Here is a 25,359-nt window from a genome sequence, read left to right on the forward strand (position 1 = left end):
AAAGCGGCAGAGCAACGTCGGCTTTCGTCAGATCTTTTCGCGGGCGGCATAGGCGGGCTCGGCCGCGCGGATCAGGCTTTTGGCCTCGGCAGCGCGGCCGATGATCTCGGCGAGACAGCGCGCAGTCGCGTTGAGGCGGTCGGGCGCTCGGAGGCGTCGAGCTTGCCCATCACTCGATCGACGCAGGCGCTACGGCGGGCGAGGCTGGTCGGTTTCCCGCCCAGCCTCGGCCTGGATCATCTAATCCAGAGTCCAGTCCGACGCTGCGCGTCGAAGATGTGCGTTCTCAGCCTCGAGCTTTGTCAGCCGTTTCACCTGGTCGCCCTGCAGCCCGCCATGCTCGGTCAGCCAGCGAGAGAACTGACTTCAGTCACCCCGATCGACCTGGTCGCCTCCGTGACCGTCCGACCCTGCAGGGTCACAACCTGCACCTGCCGCAACTTCGCGACGATCTCCAGGCACGTGCCTTCTTCTCCGCATCAGACAGTCCTCCTAATGGCCAGAAGCCATACACAATGGAGGACAACTTCTCAGGGGGCAGACCAGCGCCAACGCGCAAACAAAGCGTTCGAGCAAGGAAGCCACCTTCATATAGCAAAACGAGAATTTGGCTAAGTTCTTATCGCAAGTGTCTTGGGTTAACAGGCAAGACGTTTCGGCAGATGATAAGCGAGATGCTCCAGGACCGCCGAAACGCGCGCCGGACGCGGTCCGGACGAAGGCGTGACGAGATAGAGCGCTGAAGTCGCCATCGTCCAATCGGGCAGAAGCTTCACCAGACGGCCCGTTCGGAGATCGTCCTGCACCATGAATTCTGGCATGTGAGCGATCGCCTGGCCTGCATGAAGCATCGGCAGCATGGCGTCGCCGCTGTTGGTGGTCAGGATCGCAGGCGCGTCGACGCGGACCTCGACTCCGGACGGGCCGACCAGTCTCCACCGTTCTGCAGCTGAAAGGGGCGTGTAGGACAGGCAGGCATGACCGGCGATATCTTGCGGAGCCGCAGGCGCGCCTCGGCGGGCGAGATAGTCGGGCGCGGCAACCAGAAAGCTCCGCATGTCGACCAGTTTTCGCGCGCGAAGCGTGGAATCGCGTGGCCAGCCGATGCGCACCCCTATGTCGACGCCCGAAGCGACGAGATCCGTCGGACCGTCGTCGAGCTGAAGCTCGACGGTCACATCGGGGAGCAGTCCAAATAGGCTCGGCAGAAGCGGCGCGATATGGAGCACGCCGAACGACACCGGTCCTGAAACCCGGACCAGTCCGCGCGGTTGCGTCGATCCGCTGCGCGCGACGTCGTCCAGAGCTTCCGCCGCGTTGAGCAGCGAAGCCGCCTGCTCTACGAGCTCCAGCCCGACCGGCGTGAGCGAGAGCGTCCTCGTGCTGCGGTGGATCAGCGCTGCGCCAAGGCTGTTTTCCAGCCGGCTGAGCGCTTTCGAGACCGTGGCCGGAGACATGTTGAGCTCGGCGGCTGCCGCTGAGAACGACCGCAGATGGGCGACGCGGGAAAAAACCGCCCAGCCTTCGAAGTCAGGCATTCTGCTCATTTTTGAAATTCAGTTTTCCTCTTCTTTCGATTGTTGAAGAGATTGGGGTCCTTATCCTCTCGCGCAAGACCAGACCCCGACAGTTCAGATCGTTCCGGGGGTGCTGCAAACGCGCTTGACCGGAACGGCCGCGACACGTCTCGCACGGCTTCCAATCGAGGGTTCGGCCATTGGAGATGATGCAGTGACCCGATTTTGCTTATGCGGCCGGCCTCTTTCGCTGTCGGTCGCGCATAGGCCGTCGCGCCGCGGTTTTCTATGCCGCGCTCTGGCTTCGGTCGCCGCAGCCAGCCTGCTTCCGAGCTTTCTGACCCTGCCCACGGTTGCGCAGGAGGCGGCGCCGCCTCTTGGCATCGGGGACGCCGGGCGAAGAACGCTGATTAGGGGCGGGCATATCCTCAGCCTGGATAGGGGCATCGGCGATCTGACCGGCGACGTGCTAATCGAAGGGAAAAAGATCCTGGAGGTCGCCGCGTCGATTGATGCGCCGGAGGCCGTCGTAATCGACGCGGCCGGCCGGGTGGTGATGCCAGGCTTCATCGACACACACCACCACCAGTTCGAGACGGCGCTGCGTTCATTTCTGCCGAACGGCATCCTGTTCCACGATCCGACCCGCGAGGGCGAGCCGACCTATGAGAGCGACATTCTCGGCAAGTTCTCGAAGGTCTACCGTCCCGAAGACGTCCACATTGCACAGCTGTTCGGCGGCCTTAGCCAGCTCGACGCAGGCGTCACGACGGTCCTTGACGTCTCGCAAGTCCACCATTCGCCAAGACATTCCGAGGCGCTGATCGACGGTCTGAGGGAAGCCGGCCGCCGCGCCGTCTTCGGCTACTTCGAGGCCTATGGCGACAAGGTGGACTATCCGAAGGACGCGCGCCGTCTGCGCGAGACGTTCTTCGCGTCCGACGATCAGTTGCTGACCATGTTGATGGGCGGCGAGGTCTACGTGCCGGGCGTCGACCCGCTGCTGCTTTGGAACATGGCCAAGGAGCTCGATCTCCCCATCGGCCTGCACGTCGTGGGCGGCCCCATCATACGGGAGATAATGGAGAAGCTGATCCCGCATTACACCGACAAGCACCTGTTCATCCACATGACGGAGATGTCGGACGCCGTCTGGGATCGCGCGAGTGAGACCGGCGCTCATGTCTCCCTGTCGGTACCGATCGAGATGCAGATGCGTCACGGAATGCCGCCGATCCAGAAGGCGATCGACATGGGCATGAACCCCTCGCTGTCATCGGACGTCGAAGTGACAATGACGGCCGACTTCTTCACCCAGATGCGCTCTACCATCACGCTGCAGCGCGCATTGGCAAACCAGAGAGCGCTGGACGCCGGCATGGAGAAGGCGCCGGCTCTGCTCGATGCAAGGAAGGTGCTTGAGTTCGCCACGATCAACGGCGCCAAGGGCCTGAAGCTCGATCACAAAACTGGCTCGCTGACCCCCGGCAAGGAAGCCGACATCATCATTCTTGATGCGACTGCCCTGAACGTCGCCCCGCTAAACAACGCCGCCGGCGCGGTCGTTACGCTGATGGAGCGCTCGAACGTCGAGACCGTATTGGTCGCAGGCCATATCAGGAAATGGAAGGGAACGCTGATTGGCCACGACATCGCCGCGCTGCGCGACAGGATCACAGCATCGCGGGACTATCTGTTCGAGGCGACCAAAACGGCGATCCCCCTTTACCGCTAGTCTATAGCCGGGAACCCGGAGATCGCTCCGGCGTGACGATCATGCTTCATCACCGGCGACGAAGACGACGAGCCGCGCCTGCCATGCAGGCGACGCTTGATGTCGGCCAAAAGAGTTGCATCGGCCGCGGCGGCGGGCGCCCGTTCCGTGCCGGTCAAGACCAACTGTCGCCGCGTCCGACACGATTAGGGCAGATTCGGCTCTTCTCGGTCGCGGCGGTGGTCCTGATGCTTTATCTCGACGCCCGGCCTGCCGTGGCGGACGACGGCGCTTCCCCGGCCGCAGAAAGACCCGCGATCCTTGCAGACCGATGGCGGGAGGACTGGTCGCGCCTCGCCGACCCGCGCTTGCGGACTCAGCCGTTCGACGAGCTTAAATTCATCCCGCTCGGCGCGCATGCCCCCGACAGCTACCTGTCGTTGGGGCTGACGTTGCGCGAGAGTTTTGAAAGGAGCGACGCGCCTGCGTTCGGAACTTCTGAGGACCAGCCCAGCGATACCTACGGGCTTCAGCGCCTTCAATTTCATGTTGACCTGCGCCTCAACAAAAACTTGCAGATCTTTACCCAGTTTGAAGACGTCCGAACGTTCGACAAGAAGACGATAAGCTCCACCGAGGCCAACAGGCTCGATCTCAGGCTCGCCTTCCTGGGCTACACGGTGCCGCTGGACGCCGGAACGTTCAGGGCGAGAATCGGCCGGCAGGATTTCGAGTTCGACCTTGAGCGCTTTCTGTCGTCACGGGACGGACCCAACGTCCGTCAGTCCTTCGATGCGGTTTGGGCCGGTTGGGAGTCGGACGAATGGCGTTTTTATGGGCTCGTCAGCCAGCCGGTCGAATACCTGGACGGCCACCCGTTCGACGACAGGTCGACGCGCGACATCCGGTTTTCCGGCGTGCGCGCGGAACGGCAGCTGTCGGACTGGATGCAACTCACTGGTTACTACGCGCTCTATCAGCGCAGAAACGCGCTCTACCTTCATGCGTCCGGCGAAGAAGACCGGCACATCCTCGACATGCGCCTGGCCGGCGCCCATTCGGGTTTCGATTGGGACGTCGAAGCAATGGGGCAACTTGGACATGTCGGCCGGGCGGACGTTCGGGCCTGGGCGTTCGGCGCGAGAACCGGCTACACGATCCGTGACGTGGTCTGGTCGCCGCGGATTGGCCTGCAGTTCGATGCGGCCTCCGGCGATCGTCGTGCCGACGATGGCAATCTCGGCACGTTCAATCCGCTGTTTCCAAACGGTTATTATTTTTCCCTGGGCGGTCACACTGGTTACACCAATCTTGTGCACCTCAAGCCTTCGCTGACAGTCGCCCCAATCAAGAATTTGACCCTGTTGGCCGGAATTGGGCTGCTTTGGCGCCAGACGACCAAGGATGCGGTCTATGTTCTGCCAAGCGTTCCCGTCCTTGGAACGGCCGGCCGGGGAACGTCGTGGACCGGCGCGTATGCACAATTAAGGGCCGATTATAGGTTTGCATCCAACCTCACCGGATCCGTAGAGGCCGTACGATATGATGTTGGCTCAGACCTCCAATTCGCCGGCGGAAAGGACAGTATATTTTTTCGTTCGGAACTGAAATTCAGTTGGTAAGAACCGGTGATAATTCCCAATTCGGTTTGCGCATTCTATATTTCGTTGGTCTGGCAACCCGAAACAATTTTGCTAAAAGCGCGGTTGAAAACTAGGCGACAACAGTACCGATAGCTCAGTTCAGTATCAGCCAAAAAATCAGTCTCGTTGGCGTCCGGGACGGAGATGAAGTTTTGGGAAGCCTCGCCGTCAGGTCGCTCGTCGCGCTCACCTTCATGGGCGGGGTCGGCGCGGCGTTGATGTGCCCGACCTGGCAGTCAATCGTTCTCGAGCTTGTGCCGCGTAGAGAGTTTCGCAATGCCGTCGCGATCAACCCGCTCGGCATCAACATCGCGCGTTCGATCGGCTCCGCAGCCTGCGACATCCTGCTCGGCGCAGTCGGAGCCGCCGCCTCCTATGGGGTCGACGTCGCTCCTGCCTGCTCGTCATTGCGGCGTTGATCTGATGGCCGGGCCGAAGGCGGCCGACGATGTCTGGGCCGAGCGCTCCACCGGCGCGTTCCGCGTGGGGTTGGGTAGGGCCATACATGCTTGTACGCCTACGCCGCGAGGTCACTCAGCGATGAACTCATCCGCCGTTCCATGGATGACACCGCAAGTGCGGACCTTCTTAACCGCGGCTCCGGGTCAGGCCAGGCTAAGCGTTTCCATCGCGGACGCGCCAACAGCAACATGGCTTGGTCGCCGATAAACGGACTTGATGTCTCCCTCCCGACGAAGAACTAGGTCGCGACGCTTCCCCGGAACCTCATAATCACCCGAGGCTCGCCCTCGCCAAATGCCATCACGTCATATGCCTCCGGATCGCGTCCTTCGACCTCCATGCCGGGCGATCCGATCGGCATCCCGGGCACGGCGAGACCCCGCGCCTTTGGGCGCTCAGCGAGCAGCCTGCCGATCGCCGCCGCGGGCACGTGGCCCTCGAGCACGTAGCCGTCGATCTCGGCCGTGTGGCAGGATCGCAGGTCCGGGGGCACGCCGAGCTTCGCCTTGACGGCGTTGATGGCCGCGACTTCGACGACCCGCGCCTCGTAGCCGGCCGCGCGGACGTGATCGACCCAGGCATCGCAGCAGCCGCAGGTCGGATCCTTGTGAACGATCATCGCCGGAGCGGCGCGGACCCCGCCCGGGAGAAGCAGCGCCGCCCCTGCGATCACCAGCGTGAATGTCCTGCGGTCCATCGTCATGGGCGTCGCCCTCCTTCCTTTCCGGCCACCTTCGCACACGCCCGGCTCACGTCCAGTTGTCCGCTGATGTGGGACTTTCCACCCGGCGAATCCGGGCCTCCCGGCATCGTGGTCCCAAGCTCAAGACGAGCTTCCACAAGGGAGTGACTTACGATGAAGACCATGATCGCCGCCGCCCTCGTCCTGATGTCCTCGGTCGCGGCCGCGACCGCCGGGACCGGGCCCGCCAACTCGACGAACCAGCACCTGCGCGACAGCGCCGACTTCTACGACAGTGTGCCGGACTTCAGCGTCCTGTCCGGCGAGCGGACGGGCAGCGTTAACCGTGAGGCGAGCAACCGCAATGACCCCAGCCGCGTGATCGCGCGCTGATCCGAACCGGCGCCGTCATTGGTCTCCAACCCTGACGGCGGCGCAGGGCCAGCCCTTCCCGGGGCTGGCCCGCCCAAACTCAGGGGTTCCAGCTAGGTCCGACGAGCCTCAGGCCATGGCGTTCCTTGCGGATGGCGCCCTGCCGCTCGAGACGGCTCAGCTCCTTGGTCACCGCCTCCCGCTGCGTCGCGATGCGCGAGGCGATCTGCCGATGCGTCGGCAGCCGCCCGATCGTCCGGCCCGACGGGTCGCAGGCCGCCAGCCGCAGCAGCTCGGCCTCCAGCCTGCCCGCCATTGGCAGCGTCATGACTTCCGACATCCTCTGAAGCGTCCGGCACTGCCGACGGCACATCGCCCGCACCACCGCCTTGGCGAAGGCGGGGTGGCGCTCGAACGCGGCCGCGAAGTCGCGCGCCTCGAAACACCAGGCCTCGGAGGCCTCGTCGGCCACCACCTCGAACGGCGTGTCGCAGCGCTCGAACGCGAAGGCCTCGCCGATCACGTCGCCCGGCTCGACGTCGGCCGCGAAGGCCTCGTGCCCGTCGGACGTGATCGTCTCGGCCGAGAGCCTTCCCGAGGCCAAGACCAGCGTGGAGCCGTGCCGACCCGGCAGGTCGAGCTTCGTCCCGCGGGGAAGCCGGCTCCGACGGGCGAGCAGCTCGATCTGGTGGCCCTCGATGGTCGCGAGCAGTTCGACGTCGTCCGCATTGTGCGCGGGGTGCGCGCAGGATGAGTGGGTGATCATGTCTTCGTTCCCGGAGTCGGTCCTTGCGTCCCCGAGGACGGCGTCGGCCGTCGCGTCAGGGACGCGTCGCTGAAAGCAAGGTCGGCGGAACGGCGTCGCCGCATCCGCCGGACGGCGCGATCAGGCGATCCGGGGCGGCGGGGTGGCGAAGCCGACGTGGACGCCGTCGAGGCCGAGGCACGGGGACCGGACCGACGGGGACCACTGGGCGATCGCCCCCCATGAACCGAGGGCGGCCGGAAGCGGCGCGGCGCACGGCGCGGAGCACTCGGCGGCGCCCGATCCAGCATGCCCGAGCGCGGCGGACGAACAGGGCGCGGAGGTCACGAGCACGGCCTGCTGGCCGGAGGCCACCGCAAGGCGGGAGGCATGATCGATCTCGACATGGGACACGGCGAGCAGCAGCACGGCGACGAGCGTCGCAAGCGCCGCCGCCTTGCCCGCGAGCGCGTGGAGCAAACCTGCCGCGCGTGTCCCGGCCTCAGACCGCATGGGCGGACGCCAGCGGACAGGAGCCCGTCGCGAGCTCGATCTGGATCGTCGGGTGGGCGATGCCGAAGCGCTCCTCGAGCTCCTGGGCGATCGAGCGCATGGCCGCGTCGCCCGGATGGCCCGAGGGCATGACCAGATGCGCGGTGAGCGCCGTCTCGGTCGTGCTCATCGGCCAAACGTGGAGGTCGTGGACCTCCACGACCCCGGGACGCTCTTCAAGGAAGGCGGCGACGGCCGCGGGGTCGATGCCCGGCGGGGTCGCGTCGAGCGACATGGTCACGCTGTCGCGCAGCAGTCCCCACGTCCCGATCGTGATCACCGCGGCGATCATCAGGCTCACGACGGGGTCGAGCCATTCCCATCCGGTCACGATCACCAGCAGCCCGGCGACGATCACGGCGACCGAGACCCCGGCGTCGGCGACCATGTGGAGGTAGGCGCCCTTGATGTTGATGTCGCCCTTGCGCCCGGACATGAACAGGAACGCGGTGAAACCGTTGATCAGCACGCCGATGGCGGCGACGACCATGACGGTCACGCCGGCGACGGGCTGGGGGTCGAAGAAGCGCTGGATCGCTTCCCAGGTGATCATCCCGACCGCGATCAGCAGGAAGATCGCGTTGAACAGCGCCGCCATGATCGAGGACGAGCGCAAGCCGTAGGAGAAGCGCGGCGACGGCGGTCGGCTCGCCAAGGTCGCGGCGATCCAGGCGACCACGAGGCCGAGCACGTCGGACAGGTTGTGGCCCGCGTCCGCCACGAGGGCGAGCGAGTTGCTGGCGTAGCCGTAGCCCGCCTCGATGACGACGAAGACGGTGTTGAGCCCGATGCCGATCGCGAACGCCTTGCCGAAGCTCGCGGGCGCATGGGCGTGCCCGCCCGGTCCGTGGGAGTGGCCGGACTCGACCTTCCCGCCATGGTCGTGGTCGTGCCCGGCGTGGTCGTCACCTGCCGTCATCGTCCCGTCCTCAGCCGCGGCCCTGGCGTGCGTCCTTGAGCATCTGCTCGAAGAACTCGTGCCGCTCGTCGTGGTTCTCGACGACGCCTTTCACCAGCGGCTTCGCCGTCCCCTCGCAGAGCGCCCTGACCCTGTCGGTCTGCTCCTCGACCGATCCGCCGGAGAGCGAGCGGATCATGCCGAGGCCGACGGCGCGGGCCGCGCCTGCGGCGCTGACGACGATCTGCGCGGCCTCGTCGCGCGTCATCGTCGCGATGATCTCGTCCTTCATGTGGGCGATGACCTTTGAGGCGTCGCCATCCTTGCCGCCCGTCTCGCGAGCGAAGTCGGGGTCGACCTTCACGCAGACGGCCGTGAAGTTCTGGGCGAGGAACACCGAGGACAGGACGTTGCGCATCACGTCCTCGTTGAGCCCCCGCGCTGGGGACGAAATCTCCAGCGCGAGAGCGAGCGCAGCCGCGCCGACGGCCGCGGCCCTCATGACGCTGCCGCCACGACTGCGTCCGGCCCCGGTTCCGGAACCGGGTCAGGCTTACGCCGCCTCGTGAACAGAACGTAGAGCGCCGGGAGCACGAGCAGGGTCAGGATCGTCGACGACACGATCCCGCCGATCACTACGGTCGCGAGCGGCCGCTGCACCTCGGCGCCCGGCCCGGTCGCGATCGCCATCGGCACGAAGCCGAGCGACGCCACCATCGCGGTCATGAGCACCGGGCGAAGCCTCGTCAGCGCGCCCTCCTTCACGGCCTCCATCAGGTCCTTGCCCTGCGCGCGGAGCTTCTGGATGAACGCAATGATGACGAGGCCGTTCAGCACCGCCACGCCCGAAAGTGCGATGAACCCGATGCCCGCGCTGATCGAGAGCGGGATGTCGCGGATCAACAGCGCCGCAACGCCACCCGTGAGCGCGAGCGGCACGCCCGAGAACACGAGCGCCGCGTCCTTGAACGAGCCGAGGCTCATGAACAGCAGCACGAAGATCAGCCCGAGCGCGATCGGAACGACAATGGTCAGGCGCTGTGTGGCGGAGACGAGCTGCTCGAACTGACCGCCCCAGCCGATCCAGTAGCCCGACGGCAGCTTGACCTGTTCTCCGATCGCCCGCTGCGCGTCGCCGACGAAGGAGCCGAGGTCGCGGTCGCGGACGTTCGCCGAGACCACGATGCGCCGCTTGCCGTTCTCGCGGCTGATCTGGTTCGGTCCGGGAGCCACCTCCAGCGAGGCGAGCGAGGAGAGCGGCACGTAACGCGTGCGGGAAGACGGCGGACCTCCCAGAACCGCAGGACTGGCCTGCGCCTCGTTACCGTCCGGGGTCGGCAGCGGGACCGGGATGTTCTTCAGCGCCTCGATGTCGGTGCGCAGCCGCTCGGGTAGCCGCACCACGATGTCGAAGCGACGGTCGCCCTCGAAGATCTGGCCGGCTTTCTTTCCGCCGACCGCGATCTCGACGATCTCCTGTACGTCACCGACGCTGACCCCGTAGCGGGAGAGAGCGGTGCGGTTGAGTTTCACCGTGAGGATCGGCAGGCCGGTGACCTGCTCTGTTTTCACGTCCGCGGCTCCGGGCACCTTCTGAAGGACCGTCTGGACCTCGCCCGCGACCTTGAGCAGCGTGTCGAGATCGTCGCCGAAGATCTTCACGCCGACATCCGAACGCACGCCCGAGATCAGCTCGTTGAAGCGGAGCTGGATCGGCTGCGAGAGCTCGTAGTTCGAGCCGGGAATCTCCTCCGCGGCCTTCTCCACGTCCTCCATTAGCTCGGCCTTGGTCTTCTTGGGGTTTGGCCACTCCGACCTAGGCTTCAGCATGATGTAGCCGTCCGAGATCGAGGGCGGCATGGCGTCGGTCGCGACCTCTGCGACGCCCGTGCGGGCGAACACCTCCTTCACCTCGGGAAGCTGCATGAGGCGTTTTTCGAGCGCTCCCTGCATCTCCAGCGACTGGGTGAGGCTGGTGCCCGGCACGCGCAGCGCCTGAATCGCTGCGTCGCCCTCGTCGAGGCTCGGGATGAACTCGCCGCCCATGCGCGACGCCGCAATCCCCGTCACGACGACGAGCGCGACCGCGGCCGGGGCCACGACCCAGCGGAGCTTGATCATGAGGCCAAGCAGGGGTTCGTAGGTCACGCGGGCGCCCCGCATGAACCAGTTCTCCTTCTCCGACACCTTGCCGGAGACGAAGATCGCGATCGCCGCGGGGACGAAGGTCATCGAGAAGATCGACGCGCCGAGCAACGCCATCAGCACGGTGAGCGCCATCGGCGTGAACATCTTGCCCTCGACCCCCGTGAGGGTGAGCACTGGCAGGTAGACCACCGCGATGATCATGGTGCCGAAGAGGCTCGGCCGGATGACCTCGCTCGATCCCGCCAGGATCGTCGAGAACCGCTCCTGCATGGTCAGCAGGCGGCCGCGACGTTCCTGCTCATGCGCGAGCAGCCTCAGGCAGTTCTCGACGATGATCACGGCGCCGTCGATGATGATGCCGAAGTCGATCGCCCCGAGGCTCATCAGGTTCGCCGAGACTTTGTTCTCGACCATGCCCGTGATGGTGAAGAGCATGGAGAGCGGGATCACGAAGGCCGTGACGATGGCGGCGCGGATGTTGCCGAGCAGCAGGAACAGCACCGCGATGACGAACAGCGCGCCCTCGACGAGGTTCTTCTCCACCGTCGTGATCGTGGCCTCGACCAGCGTCGAGCGGTCGTAGACGGAGCGAGCCTCGATCCCCTCGGGCAGCGACTTCTGGATTTCATCGAGCTTTTTCGCGACGCGCTCGGCGACGGTGCGGCTGTTCTCGCCGATCAGCAGCATGGTGGTGCCGAGCACGACCTCGTGGCCGTTGAGCGTCGCGGCGCCGTTGCGCAGCTCCCGCCCGTCCTTGACCTCGGCGACGTCCGAGACACGGACCGGAGTTCCGGCGTGGGAGTTCACGACGATGCCGCCGACGTCTTCCGCCGTCAGCGCCTGGCCGGGCGTGCGGACGAGATACTGCTCGCCGTTCCGCTCGATGTAGCCGGCCCCGACATTGGCGTTGTTGGTGGCGAGCGCCGTCATCACGTCGCGGAACGTCAGCCCATAGGCCATTAGCCGCGCCGGGTTCGGCAGGACGTGGAGCTGGCGCTCGTAGCCCCCGATGGTGTTGACCTCGACCACCCCCGGCACCGTGCGGAGCTGCGGGGTGATGATCCAGTCTTGGATCGTCCTGAGGTCCGCCGGGCTGTAGTCCGAGCCGTCCGGCTTCTTCGCGCCGGGCTTGGCGTCGACGACGTAGTTGTAGATCTCGCCGAGGCCCGTGGAGATCGGCCCCATGGCGGTCTCGATCCTGGCGGGCAACTGGTCCTTGGCCTGCTGCAGCCGCTCGTTCACGAGCTGGCGGGCGAAATAGATGTCGGTCCCGTCCTTGAACACGACCGTGACCTGGGAGAGGCCGTAGCGCGACAGCGAGCGGGTGTAGTCGAGGTCCGGCAGGCCGCCGAGGCTGGTCTCGAGCGGGAAGGTGATGCGCTGCTCGACCTCGAGCGGGGAGAAACCGGGGGCGGTGGTGTTGATCTGGACCTGGACGTTGGTGATGTCCGGCACCGCGTCGATCGGCAGGCGCAGGAAGTTGAAGACGCCGAAGCCCGCGACGGCCAGGCACGCGAACACCACCATCCACCGCTGCGCGATGGAGAACGCCAGGATCCGTTCGATCAGGCCGTTGGGCTTGTAGTCGCCCGCGTCAGTGCTCATGGCTCGCGCTTCCCTTTGCGAGCTCTGCCTTCACGACGAAGCTGTTCCTCGAGGCGTAGGCCTCGCCTCCCTTGAGACCCGTCACGACCTCGACGGACCGTCCGTCCCGGCGGCCGAGCGTCACGTCGCGGGCGGCGAAGCGGTCGCCCTCGCGGACGAACACGACGTCGCGGCCCTCGAGCGACTGCACGGCGTCGATCGACACGGCGAGCGGCACGGACTGCTCGGCGGTCGCGACCGCACCCGTCGCGAACAGGCCCGGCCTGAAGCGGCCGTCGTTCGGGATCACGGCGCGCGCCACCGCGCTTTGGGTGTCCGCGGCCCCGATCGGCGACAGGTAGGAGATCTGCGCCTCAATCGGCTCTCCGCCGTCCTCGGGGTCGATCCGCACCGTCTCGCCGACCGCGACCTTCGCGAGATCGCGGCGGTAGACCGAGAAGTCGACCCAGAGCGTCGAGAGGTCGGTGATGACGAAGGCGGGCTTCTGCTCGGAGACGTACTCGCCGAGCGAGGCCTGCCGCTCGGTGACCACGCCCGCCATCGGGGCCTTCAGCTCGTAGGTGGTGAGGCTCTGGTTGCTCTCGACGACCGCGAGCAGCTCGCCTTTCTTCACCTGGTCGCCGAGGCGCTTCGACAGCGTGCGGACCACGCCGGGGAAGCGCGGCGTGACCTGCACGACCGCTTCCTGGTTCGCCTGCACGATGCCGTTGAGCTGGAGTTCCTCGCGCAGCGTCGAGGCGCCCGCCTTGCCAAGAGCGATGCCCGCGGCCTTCACCTTGGCCTCGCCCAGCTCGACGACGCCCTCGGGGAGCTCGGCCCCATGGCCGTGGCCGTCGTCCTCCTTCTCGGCGCCGTGGCCGTGCCCGTCGTCCTTGGCGTCGACGGCCGCGACCTTCAGGGGCGCTTCGCCCCCGGCGTCGGCCTTCGGCTTCGGCTTCGGCTTGTCGTGGCCGTGGCCGTCATCCGCGCCATGCCCGTGCCCGTCGTCCTTGCCCGACCCGTGTCCGTGGCCGTCGTCCTTGGAATGGGCGTCGTCCTTCCCATGGCCGTGCCCGTCATCCTTGGAGTGAGCGTCCTCCTTGCCGTGACCGTGGCCGTCGCCCTCCTTGTGGTCGTCGGCGGCCGCGACCTGGATCGGCGCGCCTGCGTCGGCCTTGGGCTTCGGCTTGTCGTGGCCGTGACCGTCGTCCTTGCCATGGCCATGCCCATCGTCCTTGCCGGAACCATGGCCGTGGCCATCGTCCTTGGAGTGGTCGTCCTCCTTGCCGTGACCGTGGCCATCGTCCTTCGAATGGGCGCCGTCCTTGCCGTGGGCATGGCCGTCGCCTTCCTTGTGACCGTCCGCGGCGGCAAGCGCCTTCGGGGCCTCGGCGTGCGCATGGCCGTCCCCGCCCATAAGGCCGGAGTAGAGCGAGAGCGCCTGGGTTGCGACCGCGGACGGTCCAACTTGAGCGGCGTAGAGGCCGCCGGCCCCGATGAGACCCCCGACCACGAGGACGGCGGCGTCGCGTGCGAAGGAGCGGCTCATGACAGGTCTCCGGACAGGGCGTTGCGGGTCGCGGCGGTCGCGAGGTCGGCAGGGGTTTCTGGTTGGGTGGAAGCGCGGCGCGCGTAGCAGGGCGGCTTCGTGGGGTAGCCCTTGAAGTTCCGCTTCGACCACTTGTGGCCGTGGCCGAGGTGCGCGTGTTCGGCGGCGTCGCTGGAGTGGCCGTCGCCCGCGAAGTGGCGGACGCGGACGTCGCGGGCGTTGCAGGTCGGCGGCGTGCGGCCGTCATAGACCCAGGCGCCGTCGTAGCCGGGCAGCGGGACGACGCGGGGCGTCGATGCGGGCGCCGCCAGCGACACGGTGGCGGAGGCGAGCAGGAGCGCGGCCGCCGCGGAGGCGGTCTTAAGGAAGGTCATTTGTCTCTCCGGGACAGAACGAGGGCGGATCCCGTCAGGCCTTCGAGACTGGCGAGCGATGAGTGGAAGGAGACGAGGGCGTCGATCTCCTTGAGCGAGGCTTCCGAGAGCGCGGCGCGCGCATCGAGCAGCTCGAGCAGCGAGTAACGGCCCTCGCCGTAGCCGGAGCGGATGCTGTCCCAGGCCTCGCGGGCGACGGGCAGCACGTTGGCTCGGGTGAGCCGGGCCTCGTCATAGGAGCCCCTCAACGCCTCGTAGGCGTTGCCGACGAGCACCGTCAGGGCCCGCTGGGCCGCGGCCTTCTCGGCCTCGGTCTTGGCGAGCGTCTCGTTCGCCTCGATCACGCCGCCCTGGTTCCGGTCGAACACCGGGAGCGGCACGCTGAGCGAAGCCATCGCGGCGTTCGAGCGGTCCTCACGGTAGTGCCGCCAGCCCACGCCCGCCGTGATGTCCGGCACGGCCTTGGCTTGAGCTGCGGCGAGCAGCGCCCGGCGCTGGGCCCTCACGGTAGAGAAGCGCGTGAGCTGAGGGGTCTGCAGCGCCCGAGACATCAAGCTGTCGAACGAGGGCGGCGCGCCGATGCGCGAGAGGTCGCCGCCGACCGAGGCGAAGGACGGCGCCTTCTCCCCGATCAGCACCGACAGCTCGCGCCGCGCCGCCTGGAACGAGGCCTTCGCTTTGGCGAGCTCGACGCGCGTCGTCTCGGTGGCGAGACGGCCGCGCGAGATCTCCGCGCTCGAGGACGCGCCCGCCTCGACCCGCCGCTGAAGCAACGGGGTCAGACGGTCGAGGTCGTCGACCTGTTCCTCGAGCTCCGCCACGCGGGCTTGCGCGCCGAGCGTCCTTGCGAACGCCTCGGCCGTCTCGGCGAGAACCTGGAGCCGGGTCGCTGCCCGGTCCCAGCGCGCGGCGTCGATGTCGGCGGCCGCGATCGCCATCCGGGCCTCGCGCTTGCCGCCGAGCTCGAAGAGCTGGCTGATCTGCAGCGTCGTCTCGGCGGTCTCGAGATTGCGCTTGAGCTTGGAGCCGAAGGCGTTGTCGAGCTCTGCGGAGAGCTCGGGGTTGGGGAAGACGCCGGACTGGAGGCTCCGTCCGCCCGCCGCCCCGATCTCCCGTTCCGCCGCGGCAAGACCAGGGGAGGAGGCGACGGCGCGCGACAGCGCCTGAGACAGCGTGAGCGATCGCGACGACGGCGCGGCGTGCGTCGCCGGCGCGGGAAGCAGCGCGATCGCCACCCCCAGCGCAAGCGCGCGGGTTCTGAAAAGCATGACCTGACCTGATGAACTGACGAGCGGGGGCGAGCGCGTCTCAGGCGCGCGCCGACACGGATTCCGTCAGATCAGGCTCGAGGCGGAGGAAGGTCGACGAGGGGTTCGCGCCCGGCGGTCGAGGGCACGGAGGCCCATGCCGGGGACGAGCTGAGCGCGCTCGGCGCGGCGGCGACCTGCAGCATCGGCTCGGGGATGGCCGCGCAGCCATGGCAGCCGTGCCCGACGATCTTTCCGCTCATGTCCAAGTCGCCGGACTGGCCGTCGACGTGGATGCCGGAATGGTCCGTCGTGACGCTGGCCATGGTGTCGGCCGAGACCGCGTGGGTGAGCGCAGAATCAAGGCCCACGTGGCCCGCGAAGCTGCGCTCGACGGCGTCACCGACGCCGAAGACGACCAGGCAAAGGGCGAACGCAACCCGGACGCAGAAGCGCCAGGCACGCGTTGATCTCGCCTTCGACAGAACGTCCATACTGCAACGCATCCGGGGAAACGGGGGGCGGTGTCAAGTTCCGTGGCCGCCACGACTCCGCGATCCAATGGTGGCCGGAAGCCATCAACAAGTCCCTAATTAGGTGTGATCCGGCGTGGAATTTTGACCCCGTTATGAGGGGGATCGGCGTCCAATTTTGACCCCCTGAGGCGCGCGTTGCGCATGCTGCCTGTCTTTGTCGAGGACGGGCGGTCGGGGGATGAAGTGCGTGGACACGATCGCGCGGATCCGCCGCGAGCATTTTGTGCGCGGCAAGACGATCAAGGAGATCGTCCGCGAACTGCACGTGTCTCGGAACACGGTGCGGAAGGTGCTGCGGTCGGGGGCGACAGCGTTCGAGTACGAGCGCGAAGTTCAGCCGCTTCCCAAGCTCGGGCCATGGCGTAACGACCTTGATCGGCTGCTGACGGAGAACGAGGGACGGGCGGCGCGCGAGCGGCTGACGTTGATCCGGATCTTCGAGGCGCTGCGGGCGCTGGGCTACGAGGGCGGCTACGACGCGGTCCGGCGCTACGCCCGCGGTCGGCAGCGTGAGCGGTCGTCGTCATCGGCGGCGTTCGTGCCGCTGAGCTTCGATCCGGGCGAGGCCTACCAGTTCGACTGGAGCCACGAGATCGTCCTGATCAACGGCGTCACCACGACCGTGAAGGTCGCGCACGTCCGGCTCTGCCACTCGCGGATGCTGTTCGTGCGGGCTTACCCGCGGGAGAGCCAGGAGATGGTGTTCGACGCCCATGACCGGGCGTTCGCCTTCTTCAAGGGGACCTGCACGCGCGGGATCTACGACAACATGAAGACCGCGGTGGAGACGATCCTCGTCGGCCGCGAGCGCGCCTACAATCGGCGCTTCCTGCAGATGTGCAGCCACTACCTGATCGACCCTGTGGCCTGCACGCCGGCCTCGGGCTGGGAGAAGGGGCAGGTCGAGAACCAGGTCGGGCTGGTGCGCGAGCGCTTCTTCACGCCGCGCGTCCGGGCGAAGAGCTATGACGAGCTGAACGCCTGGCTGCTCGACCAGGCGATCGCCTACGCCAAGGCGCATCGTCATCCCGAGCTCGCGGATCGGACCGTGTGGGAGGCGTTCGAGGCGGAGCGCCCGAGCTTCGTTCCCTATGCCGGGCGGTTCGACGGCTTCCACGCCGTCCCGGCCTCGGTGTCCAAGACCTGCCTCGTGCGGTTCGACAACAACAAGTACTCGGTCGCCGCGAGCGCGATCGGCCGCCCGGTCGAGATCCGCGCCTACGCCGACCGGATCGAGCTGCGCCAGGACGGACGGATCGTCGGCGATCACCCGCGCTGCTTCGGCCGCGGCCAGACCGTGTTCGATCCCTGGCACTACGTTCCGGTACTGGCTCGCAAGCCCGGCGCTCTCAGGAACGGAGCGCCGTTCAAGGACTGGGTGTTGCCGGCGAGCCTCGAGAAGGTCCGGCGCAAGCTTGCGAGCGTCGATGACGGCGACCGTCAGATGGTGGCGATCCTGGCCGCAGTGCTGAGCGACGGCTTGTCCGCAGTCGAGGCCGCCTGCGCCGAGACGCTGCGTGAGGGCGTCTGCTCGGCCGACGTCGTGCTGAACATCCTCGCCCGGCGCCGGGACCCCGCGCCGCTGGTCACGATCATGACGCCCGAAGCGTTGCGGCTCGCCGTCGAGCCGACCGCCGACTGCGCCCGATACGACACCCTCAGGAGAGCCGTGTGATGGAGCGTTCCGCGATACTGACCACCATGGGCGAGCTCAAGCTCTACGGCATGAAGGCCGCCTTCGACGAGATCATCGCGACCGCGGTCAAGCGCCAGCATGAGCCTCAACGCATCGTCGGCGACCTTCTCACCGCAGAGATCAGCGAGAAGCAGGCACGCTCGATCAAATACCAGATCACGATCGCCAAGCTGCCGCTCGCCCGCGACGTCGAGGACTTCGCCTTCGACGACACGCCAATCAACGAGACCCTGATCCGCGACCTCGCCGGAGGCGAGTTCCTAGCCCATCAGCGCAACGTCGTGCTGGTCGGAGGCACCGGGACCGGCAAGACCCACCTCGCCATCGCGATCGCCCGGGCCTGCATCCGCGACGGCGCGCGCGGCCGGTTCTTCAACGTGGTCGACCTCGTCAACAAGCTCGAGGCCGAAGGCCGTTCAGGCCGTCAGGGCCGCATGGCCGACTACCTCGGCCGCCTCGACTTCGTGGTCCTCGACGAGCTCGGCTACCTGCCGTTCGCGCAGTCCGGCGGCCAGCTCTTGTTCCATCTGATCAGCCGCCTCTACGAGCAGACCTCGATCATCGTCACCACCAACCTCGCCTTCGGCGAATGGCCAAGCGTGTTCGGCGACGCAAAGATGACCACCGCGCTGCTCGACCGGCTTACCCACCACTGCGACATCGTCGAGACCGGCAACGAGAGCTGGCGCTTCAAAAACCGCGCCTGAGCGCCGCCCGAGGCCGCGCCTTCTGGACGTTGATCCCGCCGACGCTGCGCAACCCCGACCAGCTCCGCGCCGGCGGGATCAACACCGCTCACCCAGCTTCAGGGGGTCAACATTGGACGCCGATAGAGGGTCAAAGTTCAGCGCCGATTGACACTATAATCACCTCTACTTCAGCGACCTGCCGGACGCCTATCGAGACGAACTTCTCCGGAAGGACTTCTACCTTCGCATCGTCAAGCATGAGAAGTTCAACCCGCGCTTGATTGAGTGGCTCTCTTCCTATCGTCGCCTGAGGCATGTCCCGGTGGAGAGCTATCGCCGCTTCATCGAAGATCTGCTGCGTGATCCGTCGGAGATCTGGCGACATGCCTATGAGCAGGAGATCACCGAGGCTGGCCGGTCGGTTCTGCTCGCCGTTCGTGCGCTCGGCGGGGAATGCGGCGGCCCGGTCTTGGAGCGGGCGTTCGGGGCGCTGCACGCCTATCGGGCCACACGCTACAATTTTTCGACGCGACCGGACGATCTACGCACGGGCGTCCGAGAAGTCGTCAACAGCTTCGTCAAACCGTGGGGCGCGCAGGGTTTTCAAGTCATCGACCCTTCGGTTCTCGATCTGCTGAACGCCGTGGCGCGAAACGCGCCCGACAATGCGGTGGACCTGATCGCTGGCGCGGCAAGCTTTCATCAGATTGACCAGGTATGGACGCTCGCGAAAGCGGACCAAGGCGGGGCCATCATTAGCGCGCTCAGGCGCGAGGCGGGGCGAATTGCCCCAACGATCGGCCGGTTAGCGAAAGCGAGACGGCGTGTGGCGTCGGACAGTGGGGGAGTGGGCTATTACGGACCGACCTACGAGCGGCGGCTTGCGACGATCATTGAGATGGTTCAGCGGCTCGAAGCGCCTGCCATCGCAGAGCTGATCGCGCCGGCCTTTGAGCGCCTACTCGAGGAATGGCGGACAGAACGTCCACAGATCAACGACGCGGTCGAATGGATCCGAGCGATCGATGGCGCACCGCCGTTGATGATGACTAACGTGGACGGCATACGCGGGGCTGTGCTTGACGCAGTCTTAGAAGAGGCACGGACAGGATGTCGCGCGGACGAGCTGCGCGAGCTTCTGGGCGTCGTCGACACCGAACAAGCCAGGCGCGAGGTTGCCGTCGCCCGGGAGAGCTTCGCGAGGTACCAGCAGGACCACTTCTTGCAAGATCTAAGTGAATGTCGGTCGCGCGAGCAGTTTTCTGGCCTTATCGAAGATCTTGAATTGTTCCGAGACCAGCTCGACGTCGACGTTCGTGCCATGATCGAACGGGTGGAGGAGGCCAACGCCGAGTTCGCGGAACAAGAGGACACGTACGCCGATCACATGCATGACGAGTGGCAGGAGCGCTATCGGGACGAACGGGCAGGCGATCGCAGCATCGCAGACATGTTCGGATCGTTGAGAGGCAACCGCTCATAGCGAGAGGCAAGCGTTGATGCAGGTTGTTTATTGAGGCCGCCCAGCCGCCGCCACGCCTTTTGACCATTGGGTCAGGGGATCGGTTAGATGCAGGCTAGAAGCGCGTGCCGCAGGTCGATCTCGCTGCCGCTTGAGCGTCGGTGACGCGTCTCGAACCGCATGCGGCCCAAGCGGCGGGCGCGAGGTCGGGCCGCGCGTCACACCGAGCGGCGCATGCGCGCGACGATGGCCCTGTGGCGATAGATGCGCAAGTTGCTGCAAATCCCGCCGCGCAAAGCGTTGTGCCGCCCAGGTGGGAGAGTTTGCCGGATGCGATCTGGAGCAAGTTCGCTTTCCTTAGGCCAAGCGAAATAGCGGGCTAGGTTTGTCGCGCGACACCACTAGGGTCAGCCGACGCTTCGCCCGGCTGAGGGCAACGTAGAGCTTGCATCGCGCGTAGTCTGTGTCGCCGAACTGGTCGTGATCGCCGGCGATCAGGATGGCGTTGTCGCATTCCAAGCCCTTGGCTTTGTGGATCGTGCTGAGTGAGCGGCTGGGCGGAGCCGGCGAGGCCTGCGAGCGCCGACGCGCGATCTCGGCATAGCCCTCGTCCGGGCAGGCAAAGGCCTTCAGCCGTATGGCGTCCCGCAGCTCTGTGCGATGGACGATCTTAACGACATCGAAGCCCTCGGCCTTGGCCTCGATCAGGTCGTGAAGCTCACCCAGGGCGTTTGCAACACCATGGTGGTTGGGCGCCTCAAGAATATACCGAGCGAGGCGTTGAATATTCCCTGGCTTGCCGCGGGCCGGACGCGCGCAGCCCTCGTGAACCTCCTTCACCAACCGATCGCCGTAGCCGCTCGGCGAGAAGCCCACCGCGATGGCCCCGGCGAAGCTTAGCACTCCTTGTGCGATCCCCACAGGATGCCCGGACTGCTCGCGGACGGTGCGCACCAGATCGGCAAGCGCGGACCGAGTATGGCCTTCCCAGATCGAAATTCGGCGGTCCCAAAAAGCGCTCAATCCGCGGACCCGGTCGTTACTGGCGGCCAGGATCATCACGTCTTTCGCCGCCGCAGCATCAATGGGGCGGCGCTCGTCTCGACTGACCTGATAGCCGGTGCGCACCTGGGCGCGATTGCTGGCGCGAAGCACGCTAAGGCCGGCGACAGGCGGTCCGAGCAGAGAGATCGGGCGCCGCGCCCTCAGTTCTGAGCGCGCAGCCAAGACCCAGCGACCTAGCTCCGGAGAGCCGTCGTCCCAGCGATGGGGATGATCGAGATCGTCGAAGGCACTGGCGGCTTTCAGCGCCTCCCAGCGAACGAGCGCGGCGGCCATGGCCTTGTTGGACTTCGAGCCGCTCGCGAAGATCGCCTGGAGTGGGTCGCCGAAGATTCGTAGCCGGGCACCGCCAACGCGCAGCGCCATTATGACACGATGCTGAGCTTCGCTGGCGTCCTGATGCTCGTCGCAGATCACCAGCGGATAGCGGCGCGCCAGAGCCTCACGAACAATCGGATGACGCTCCATGTAGCCGGCGACCTTGGTTGCCATGATGTCGAAACCTTCGCCGTCGTTCCGATAAGCCCAGGTCGACAGGTCGTCCGGCAAGCCTAGCGCCCGGCGATAAACAGTGGCGACCTGACTGATCAGGGAGTCGATGGTTCGGATGTCGACGCGGGACGACAAGCCCCGCGTGCGGTTGGCGAAGACCCCGCAGGCTCCATGGGTGTGGGTGAGGATCAACACCCGGCCTTGCGGCAGCGCCTGCGAGGCCTCGCGCGCGTATGCCGCGCCCTGGAAGGTCTTCCCGCAGCCGGCCGGCGCCTCGATCACCACCAGCGGCTCGGCGGATCGCAGCAGGGCGGCGACGGAGGCGTCAGACACGATCAAGGCGCTCAATAGCGGCGCGGTCGACCGACGCCAGAATCGCGTTGAGCAGCGGCAGGATGCTGCCCGAAAGCTTCGGCCAGACGTCGTTCGCCAGCGCGTAGCCGGCAAGTTCGTCGCCGCCGACGATTGACTTGAACCACGCTCGTCCGTGCGCCTTCCACTCGTTCCGCTTTCCCTCGGGCGCGCCATCTGGTTTGCCGGTGGCGGCCTCGATGATCACGGCCCGGAGGGAGCGCTTCTGAGCGACGAGCGCCGCCTTGATGGCCGCTAGGGATTTGTCCGCAAGGCCCAGCCGATCCGCCAGGGTGCGCAACCGCTCGCCGTTCCAGCCTCCCTCTTCCTCCTTCAAGAGCTGCGGCAACCGTGCCTCCGGCAGATGTCCGAGCACCGCCTCCTCGGTGCAGCCGCCCTCCCACCGTAGCAGGCGCGCGCCCATGGCGGCCTTCACCTCGCTCCAACGGCCGTCGTGCGTGCCTTCGTCATCGGCAAGGGCCGCGAACTTTAGTCCGGTGACGCCGATCGCCTCGAGAAGGGCGAGGGTCTGAGCGTTGCCTTGGCCGTTGCAGACGCGGACGCCCGAGTCGAGCGGATTGCCCTTGAACGCCAACCGTAGAAGCCGTCTCAGGAAGCCGATCTCCGTGGGGCCCTCGGCTATGACCGCGAGTTTGGCCAAGAAAGTCTCCGGATCGCGCTGCTGCTGAGGGGCGATCTTCTCGTGATCAAGCGCGCCGATGGCACCAGCTGCGTCGAGATACCAGAGGTTGGCGTGAGTCGAACATTGAATGGCGACGGGGCTGTGTGTGGTGACGAACGACTGACCGAACGTCGACTTGAGAATGCCGATCAGCTGCCGCAGCCGGTACGGTTCGAGGCCGCGCTCCACCTCGTCGATGACGGTGACGGAGCTGCCCGCCTGGGTGGCCGCGGCGATCTCCAGCGCCGCCATCCGCTTGGTCCCGGCACCCCAACTGGTCAGAGGCAGTGCCACGCCGTCGCGATTTGCCAGCAGCCCAATCAGGGCACCGATCGATAGGCCCTGGCTGGAGGTCAGCCCTAGCTTTACGCCGGATGGCAGCGACGCCGCCTTCAGGCGCAAATCCAGCTCGCCAAGTACCTTTACGCCAGCGTCGCCCACGGCGCCGGAGAAGTCCTGTTCCGCCACCTTCTTGGCGATGCGCGCTTTGATCGCCGGATCGGCCAGCAGTCGGTCGAGTGCCGAGCCGAACACCAAGCGTAGGTCACGGTCGTTGCGGTCGTCGGCGCTCAGACGGATCAGGCCGATTTTCTTTCGGAAAGCCGCCGAGAACGCAATAATGCTCTCATCCGGCTGGATGATCTCCCACACCAACTCCAAGTCGGCCGTGCCGCGCACCCGCAGGCGATATACCGGGTGCTTGGCTTCCGGGACGTCGCCATTCTGCGGATCGTCGGGCAGGACCGCATCGGCGCCGTTCCAATCCCAGGGCATAAGCTGAACGGAGAAGCTGTTGGGATCGACGCTAACGGGAAGCGAGACGACGCCTTCAATGGAGAATTCGTCGGTGTTGTCGCGGCGCCAGTAGTCAGCCTCCGAGATAGATGCCGCGTTCGAGGCGCTCAGGAGTAGCCCCACCGCATCGAGGATGGTGGTCTTGCCGACATCCCCGCCACCGAGGATGAGATTCATGGTCGAGCCGGGCCGCCAATCCAGACTTTTGATGCCGTGATATTTTCGGATCGACAGTTTCCGGATGATCGCGTGGCTGAGCGCTGTCAGTTTTCAGGCCTCCCTTGCTTCGGGACACTATCACAACCACTACGCGCCTTGCATCTGGGCCCCGAATTGGCTGTTCACTCCAAAGGTCGTTCGGTGGTCCCTCGAGTCAAAACAATAGGCCATAGCGGTTCGGAGCCTCCGCTCGTGGATGCCCCGAGCCGACCTTCCCAACGTCGCCTATGGATCAGGCCGGGACCTGAACTCACCGCCGGTCCGCGCAATTCGTGAACTACGGTTAGCAGCAGAAGCCTCAGTCGCTCTTTCGCTCGAGAAACAGAAACGGTTCCGCATATTGTCGATCGTAAAAAACGATTTATCGATCAAAATTATCAATCACACCTTGATCTATGTGCCCGCCTTAAGCCATTGTGCAGGCGTCCGCTACAGACGATGCGGGAGAGCCCAGCCCTCTTTTCGCAGGATCGGTATGGCGCCGACGGAGCAACCGCCCCCGGAAACTCTCAGGCACAATCACCGCATCGTTGGACAATCTGGAGAGAGGCGCTAACCGGCGTCCACCGAAGGAGAAACCTCCGGCCGAAAGGCCTGCGAGGGAAGCTCTCAGGTAACCGCGACAGATGGGGGTTCGCAGTCGGATTGCGCCATTCCAGGCGCGGTCCGCAACGAGCCGTCGCGGAGAGGCCTATGAACGCGAACGTCCAGACACAAGCCGGCCATTCTGTGCCGGCCAACGAGCGTAAGCGTACGCCGCTTCACGCCATGCACGCCCGTCTTGGGGCGAAGTTCTGTCCGTTCGCCGGCTACGAGATGCCGCTGCATTATCCCAATGGCGTTTTGAAAGAACATCTTCTGACGCGCAGCGCGGCTGGGCTGTTTGACGTCTCGCATATGGGCCAGATCGCACTCGTGCCGCGCTCGGGCGACGTCGACGACGCGGCGCGGGCGCTCGAGACGCTCGTCCCCGTTGATATTCTGGGGCTGAAGCCCGGCCGCCAGCGCTACGCGCTGTTCACAAGCGAGACCGGCGGCGTGCTGGACGACCTGATGGTCGCGAGGCTCCCGGATCGCCTCGCGCTTGTGGTCAACGCCGCCACCAAGGACGCCGACGAGGCGCATCTGAGGGCGCGCCTGCCCGACGCGATCGAAGTGCGGCCGGTCGACCGCGCTCTGATCGCCGTCCAGGGGCCGGGCGCGGAGGCCGCGCTCGCCGGCCTCGCGCCTGACGCCGCTGCCATGCGCTTCATGGACGCCCACGAGATCAACGTCGCGGGCGAGCGCTGTCTGGTTTCGCGCTCCGGCTACACCGGCGAGGACGGTTTCGAGATTTCACTCCCGAATGTGCGCGCGGAAAGCGTCGCCGAGGCGCTGATCGCTGCGGACGTCGAGCCCGTCGGCCTTGGCGCGCGGGACTCGCTGAGGCTCGAAGCCGGGCTCTGCCTCTACGGCTCCGACATGGACGAGGACGTGACGCCGATCGAGGCGAGCCTCGGTTGGGCGATCTCGCCGAGCCGCCGACCCGGCGGAGCGCGCGAGGGCGGCTTTCCAGGCGCGGACCGTATCCTGCTCGAATTGGCTGAAGGCGCGCCGCGTCGTCGCGTCGGCCTGCTCGCAGAAGGCCGGGTGCCGGTCCGCGCCAGCGCCGAGCTGTTCTCGGCGAACGTCGGCAGCGAGCTGGTCGGCCGCGTGACCTCGGGCGGGTTCGGACCGAGCCTGAACGCGCCGGTTGCTATGGGCTACGTCTCCACCGCCCTGAGCGAAGCTGGCCAACAGCTCTTCGCCGACGTCCGAGGCAGACGCCTGCCGGTCACTGTCGCGAAGCTCCCCTTCGTCCCCGCCGGCTTCAAGCGAAGCTGACCCCACTGCCTCTCGAGGAACATTC

At 66.2% G+C, this 25,359-nt stretch carries 21 protein-coding genes, 1 pseudogene and 1 riboswitch; of the genes and pseudogenes, 8 read left to right on the forward strand and 14 right to left on the reverse strand.

Features of this window, described 5'->3' with window-relative positions; all coding sequences use genetic code 11:
• Positions 1-143: 143 nt before the first annotated feature.
• Both ACFOWB_RS08735 and ACFOWB_RS08740 read right to left on the reverse strand, forming a co-directional pair.
• Positions 144-458: pseudogene (locus ACFOWB_RS08735) on the reverse strand (transposase); the annotation flags it as partial.
• Positions 459-638: 180 nt separating this feature from the next.
• A complete protein-coding gene (locus ACFOWB_RS08740) occupies positions 639-1,538 on the reverse strand; it encodes a LysR family transcriptional regulator (protein WP_261403726.1) in 900 nt (299 codons plus the stop codon).
• A gap of 193 nt (positions 1,539-1,731) precedes the next feature.
• On the opposite strand from ACFOWB_RS08740, the gene ACFOWB_RS08745 reads away from it, so the two are divergent.
• The 3 genes from ACFOWB_RS08745 to ACFOWB_RS08755 all read left to right on the forward strand — a co-directional run bounded on the left by ACFOWB_RS08745 (position 1,732) and on the right by ACFOWB_RS08755 (position 5,293).
• Positions 1,732-3,252, forward strand: coding sequence for an amidohydrolase family protein (locus ACFOWB_RS08745; protein WP_378146761.1), 1,521 nt, complete (start codon positions 1,732-1,734; stop codon positions 3,250-3,252).
• Positions 3,253-3,479: 227 nt separating this feature from the next.
• Positions 3,480-4,853 (forward strand): alginate export family protein, encoded by a 1,374-nt coding sequence (locus ACFOWB_RS08750; RefSeq protein WP_378146908.1) that lies wholly within the window; start codon positions 3,480-3,482, stop codon positions 4,851-4,853.
• A gap of 173 nt (positions 4,854-5,026) precedes the next feature.
• Positions 5,027-5,293: an MFS transporter gene (locus ACFOWB_RS08755; protein WP_378146763.1), complete on the forward strand. Its 267-nt coding sequence runs from the start codon at positions 5,027-5,029 to the stop codon at positions 5,291-5,293.
• Between the two features lie 281 nt (positions 5,294-5,574).
• On the opposite strand, the gene ACFOWB_RS08760 is transcribed toward ACFOWB_RS08755, so the two are convergent.
• Complete coding sequence (locus ACFOWB_RS08760; protein WP_378146765.1) at positions 5,575-6,039, reverse strand: DUF411 domain-containing protein; 465 nt, start codon at positions 6,037-6,039, stop codon at positions 5,575-5,577.
• Between the two features lie 153 nt (positions 6,040-6,192).
• On the opposite strand from ACFOWB_RS08760, the gene ACFOWB_RS08765 reads away from it, so the two are divergent.
• Positions 6,193-6,411 carry a hypothetical protein gene (locus tag ACFOWB_RS08765; protein WP_261403723.1) on the forward strand — a complete coding sequence of 73 codons (219 nt, stop codon included), beginning with the start codon at positions 6,193-6,195 and terminating at the stop codon, positions 6,409-6,411.
• Between the two features lie 79 nt (positions 6,412-6,490).
• Here the strand turns inward: ACFOWB_RS08765 and ACFOWB_RS08770 are convergent, their stop codons facing one another.
• The 9 genes from ACFOWB_RS08770 to ACFOWB_RS08810 all read right to left on the reverse strand — a co-directional run bounded on the left by ACFOWB_RS08770 (position 6,491) and on the right by ACFOWB_RS08810 (position 15,858).
• On the reverse strand, positions 6,491-7,156 hold the full coding sequence (locus tag ACFOWB_RS08770) for a Crp/Fnr family transcriptional regulator (protein WP_378146767.1): 666 nt from the start codon (positions 7,154-7,156) through the stop codon (positions 6,491-6,493).
• 120 nt (positions 7,157-7,276) lie between these two features.
• Positions 7,277-7,648 carry a hypothetical protein gene (locus tag ACFOWB_RS08775; protein ID WP_261403721.1) on the reverse strand — a complete coding sequence of 124 codons (372 nt, stop codon included), beginning with the start codon at positions 7,646-7,648 and terminating at the stop codon, positions 7,277-7,279.
• The gene (locus tag ACFOWB_RS08780; protein ID WP_261403720.1) at positions 7,638-8,606 is read right to left on the reverse strand and encodes a cation diffusion facilitator family transporter; all 969 of its coding nucleotides are present in this window, start codon (positions 8,604-8,606) and stop codon (positions 7,638-7,640) included. The genes ACFOWB_RS08775 and ACFOWB_RS08780 overlap by 11 nt, the downstream gene beginning before the upstream one ends.
• Before the next feature lie 10 nt (positions 8,607-8,616).
• Positions 8,617-9,087, reverse strand: coding sequence for a hypothetical protein (locus tag ACFOWB_RS08785; protein ID WP_261403719.1), 471 nt, complete (start codon positions 9,085-9,087; stop codon positions 8,617-8,619).
• On the reverse strand, positions 9,084-12,302 hold the full coding sequence (locus ACFOWB_RS08790) for an efflux RND transporter permease subunit (protein WP_378146910.1): 3,219 nt from the start codon (positions 12,300-12,302) through the stop codon (positions 9,084-9,086). The genes ACFOWB_RS08785 and ACFOWB_RS08790 overlap by 4 nt, the downstream gene beginning before the upstream one ends.
• A 25-nt stretch (positions 12,303-12,327) precedes the next feature.
• Positions 12,328-13,866, reverse strand: coding sequence for a divalent metal ion exporter adaptor subunit IhpB (ihpB, locus tag ACFOWB_RS08795; RefSeq protein ID WP_378146771.1), 1,539 nt, complete (start codon positions 13,864-13,866; stop codon positions 12,328-12,330).
• Positions 13,863-14,240, reverse strand: a complete 378-nt coding sequence (locus ACFOWB_RS08800) for a hypothetical protein (RefSeq protein ID WP_378146773.1) — start codon at positions 14,238-14,240, stop codon at positions 13,863-13,865. The genes ihpB and ACFOWB_RS08800 overlap by 4 nt, the downstream gene beginning before the upstream one ends.
• The gene (locus ACFOWB_RS08805; RefSeq protein WP_378146775.1) at positions 14,237-15,508 is read right to left on the reverse strand and encodes a TolC family protein; all 1,272 of its coding nucleotides are present in this window, start codon (positions 15,506-15,508) and stop codon (positions 14,237-14,239) included. Before ACFOWB_RS08805 ends, ACFOWB_RS08800 begins: the two co-directional genes overlap by 4 nt.
• Positions 15,509-15,579: 71 nt before the next feature.
• Entirely contained in the window at positions 15,580-15,858 is a 279-nt protein-coding gene (locus ACFOWB_RS08810) for a hypothetical protein (RefSeq protein ID WP_261403718.1), read from the reverse strand.
• 343 nt (positions 15,859-16,201) lie between these two features.
• On the opposite strand from ACFOWB_RS08810, the gene istA reads away from it, so the two are divergent.
• The 3 genes from istA (at position 16,202) to ACFOWB_RS08825 (ending at position 19,891) form a co-directional block, all read left to right on the forward strand.
• Positions 16,202-17,698, forward strand: coding sequence for an IS21 family transposase (gene istA, locus ACFOWB_RS08815; protein ID WP_378146778.1), 1,497 nt, complete (start codon positions 16,202-16,204; stop codon positions 17,696-17,698).
• The gene (gene istB, locus ACFOWB_RS08820; protein ID WP_378146780.1) at positions 17,698-18,426 is read left to right on the forward strand and encodes an IS21-like element helper ATPase IstB; all 729 of its coding nucleotides are present in this window, start codon (positions 17,698-17,700) and stop codon (positions 18,424-18,426) included. The genes istA and istB overlap by 1 nt, the downstream gene beginning before the upstream one ends.
• A gap of 304 nt (positions 18,427-18,730) precedes the next feature.
• Positions 18,731-19,891, forward strand: coding sequence for a hypothetical protein (locus ACFOWB_RS08825; RefSeq protein WP_378146782.1), 1,161 nt, complete (start codon positions 18,731-18,733; stop codon positions 19,889-19,891).
• A 336-nt stretch (positions 19,892-20,227) separates the two neighbouring features.
• Here ACFOWB_RS08825 and ACFOWB_RS08830 read toward each other — a convergent pair whose 3' ends face one another.
• Both ACFOWB_RS08830 and ACFOWB_RS08835 read right to left on the reverse strand, forming a co-directional pair.
• On the reverse strand, positions 20,228-21,757 hold the full coding sequence (locus ACFOWB_RS08830; RefSeq protein ID WP_261403714.1) for an ATP-dependent helicase: 1,530 nt from the start codon (positions 21,755-21,757) through the stop codon (positions 20,228-20,230).
• Complete coding sequence (locus ACFOWB_RS08835) at positions 21,750-23,429, reverse strand: ATP-dependent nuclease (RefSeq protein ID WP_378146783.1); 1,680 nt, start codon at positions 23,427-23,429, stop codon at positions 21,750-21,752. Before ACFOWB_RS08835 ends, ACFOWB_RS08830 begins: the two co-directional genes overlap by 8 nt.
• 473 nt (positions 23,430-23,902) lie before the next feature.
• A riboswitch (glycine riboswitch) is annotated at positions 23,903-24,006 on the forward strand.
• A 158-nt stretch (positions 24,007-24,164) separates the two neighbouring features.
• On the opposite strand from ACFOWB_RS08835, the gene gcvT reads away from it, so the two are divergent.
• Positions 24,165-25,334: a glycine cleavage system aminomethyltransferase GcvT gene (gcvT, locus tag ACFOWB_RS08840; protein WP_261403711.1), complete on the forward strand. Its 1,170-nt coding sequence runs from the start codon at positions 24,165-24,167 to the stop codon at positions 25,332-25,334.
• The last annotated feature ends 25 nt before the right edge of the window (positions 25,335-25,359 follow it).

The organism is Chenggangzhangella methanolivorans, assembly GCF_042648545.1.
GTDB classification, from domain to species: domain Bacteria; phylum Pseudomonadota; class Alphaproteobacteria; order Rhizobiales; family Methylopilaceae; genus Methylopila; species Methylopila methanolivorans.

What these genes read in the sequence shown, in the direction of transcription:
- ACFOWB_RS08780 (WP_261403720.1), bottom strand. Translation starts at nt 8,606, where the DNA reads ATGACGGCAGGTGACGACCACGCCGGGCACGACCACGACCATGGCGGG.
- gcvT (WP_261403711.1), top strand. Translation starts at nt 24,165, where the DNA reads ATGAACGCGAACGTCCAGACACAAGCCGGCCATTCTGTGCCGGCCAAC.
- ACFOWB_RS08750 (WP_378146908.1), top strand. Translation starts at nt 3,480, where the DNA reads ATGCTTTATCTCGACGCCCGGCCTGCCGTGGCGGACGACGGCGCTTCC.
- ACFOWB_RS08760 (WP_378146765.1), bottom strand. Translation starts at nt 6,039, where the DNA reads ATGACGATGGACCGCAGGACATTCACGCTGGTGATCGCAGGGGCGGCG.
- ACFOWB_RS08770 (WP_378146767.1), bottom strand. Translation starts at nt 7,156, where the DNA reads ATGATCACCCACTCATCCTGCGCGCACCCCGCGCACAATGCGGACGAC.
- ihpB (WP_378146771.1), bottom strand. Translation starts at nt 13,866, where the DNA reads ATGAGCCGCTCCTTCGCACGCGACGCCGCCGTCCTCGTGGTCGGGGGT.
- ACFOWB_RS08805 (WP_378146775.1), bottom strand. Translation starts at nt 15,508, where the DNA reads ATGCTTTTCAGAACCCGCGCGCTTGCGCTGGGGGTGGCGATCGCGCTG.
- ACFOWB_RS08785 (WP_261403719.1), bottom strand. Translation starts at nt 9,087, where the DNA reads ATGAGGGCCGCGGCCGTCGGCGCGGCTGCGCTCGCTCTCGCGCTGGAG.
- ACFOWB_RS08765 (WP_261403723.1), top strand. Translation starts at nt 6,193, where the DNA reads ATGAAGACCATGATCGCCGCCGCCCTCGTCCTGATGTCCTCGGTCGCG.
- istB (WP_378146780.1), top strand. Translation starts at nt 17,698, where the DNA reads ATGGAGCGTTCCGCGATACTGACCACCATGGGCGAGCTCAAGCTCTAC.
- ACFOWB_RS08835 (WP_378146783.1), bottom strand. Translation starts at nt 23,429, where the DNA reads ATGAATCTCATCCTCGGTGGCGGGGATGTCGGCAAGACCACCATCCTC.
- istA (WP_378146778.1), top strand. Translation starts at nt 16,202, where the DNA reads ATGAAGTGCGTGGACACGATCGCGCGGATCCGCCGCGAGCATTTTGTG.
- ACFOWB_RS08740 (WP_261403726.1), bottom strand. Translation starts at nt 1,538, where the DNA reads ATGCCTGACTTCGAAGGCTGGGCGGTTTTTTCCCGCGTCGCCCATCTG.
- ACFOWB_RS08800 (WP_378146773.1), bottom strand. Translation starts at nt 14,240, where the DNA reads ATGACCTTCCTTAAGACCGCCTCCGCGGCGGCCGCGCTCCTGCTCGCC.
- ACFOWB_RS08775 (WP_261403721.1), bottom strand. Translation starts at nt 7,648, where the DNA reads ATGCGGTCTGAGGCCGGGACACGCGCGGCAGGTTTGCTCCACGCGCTC.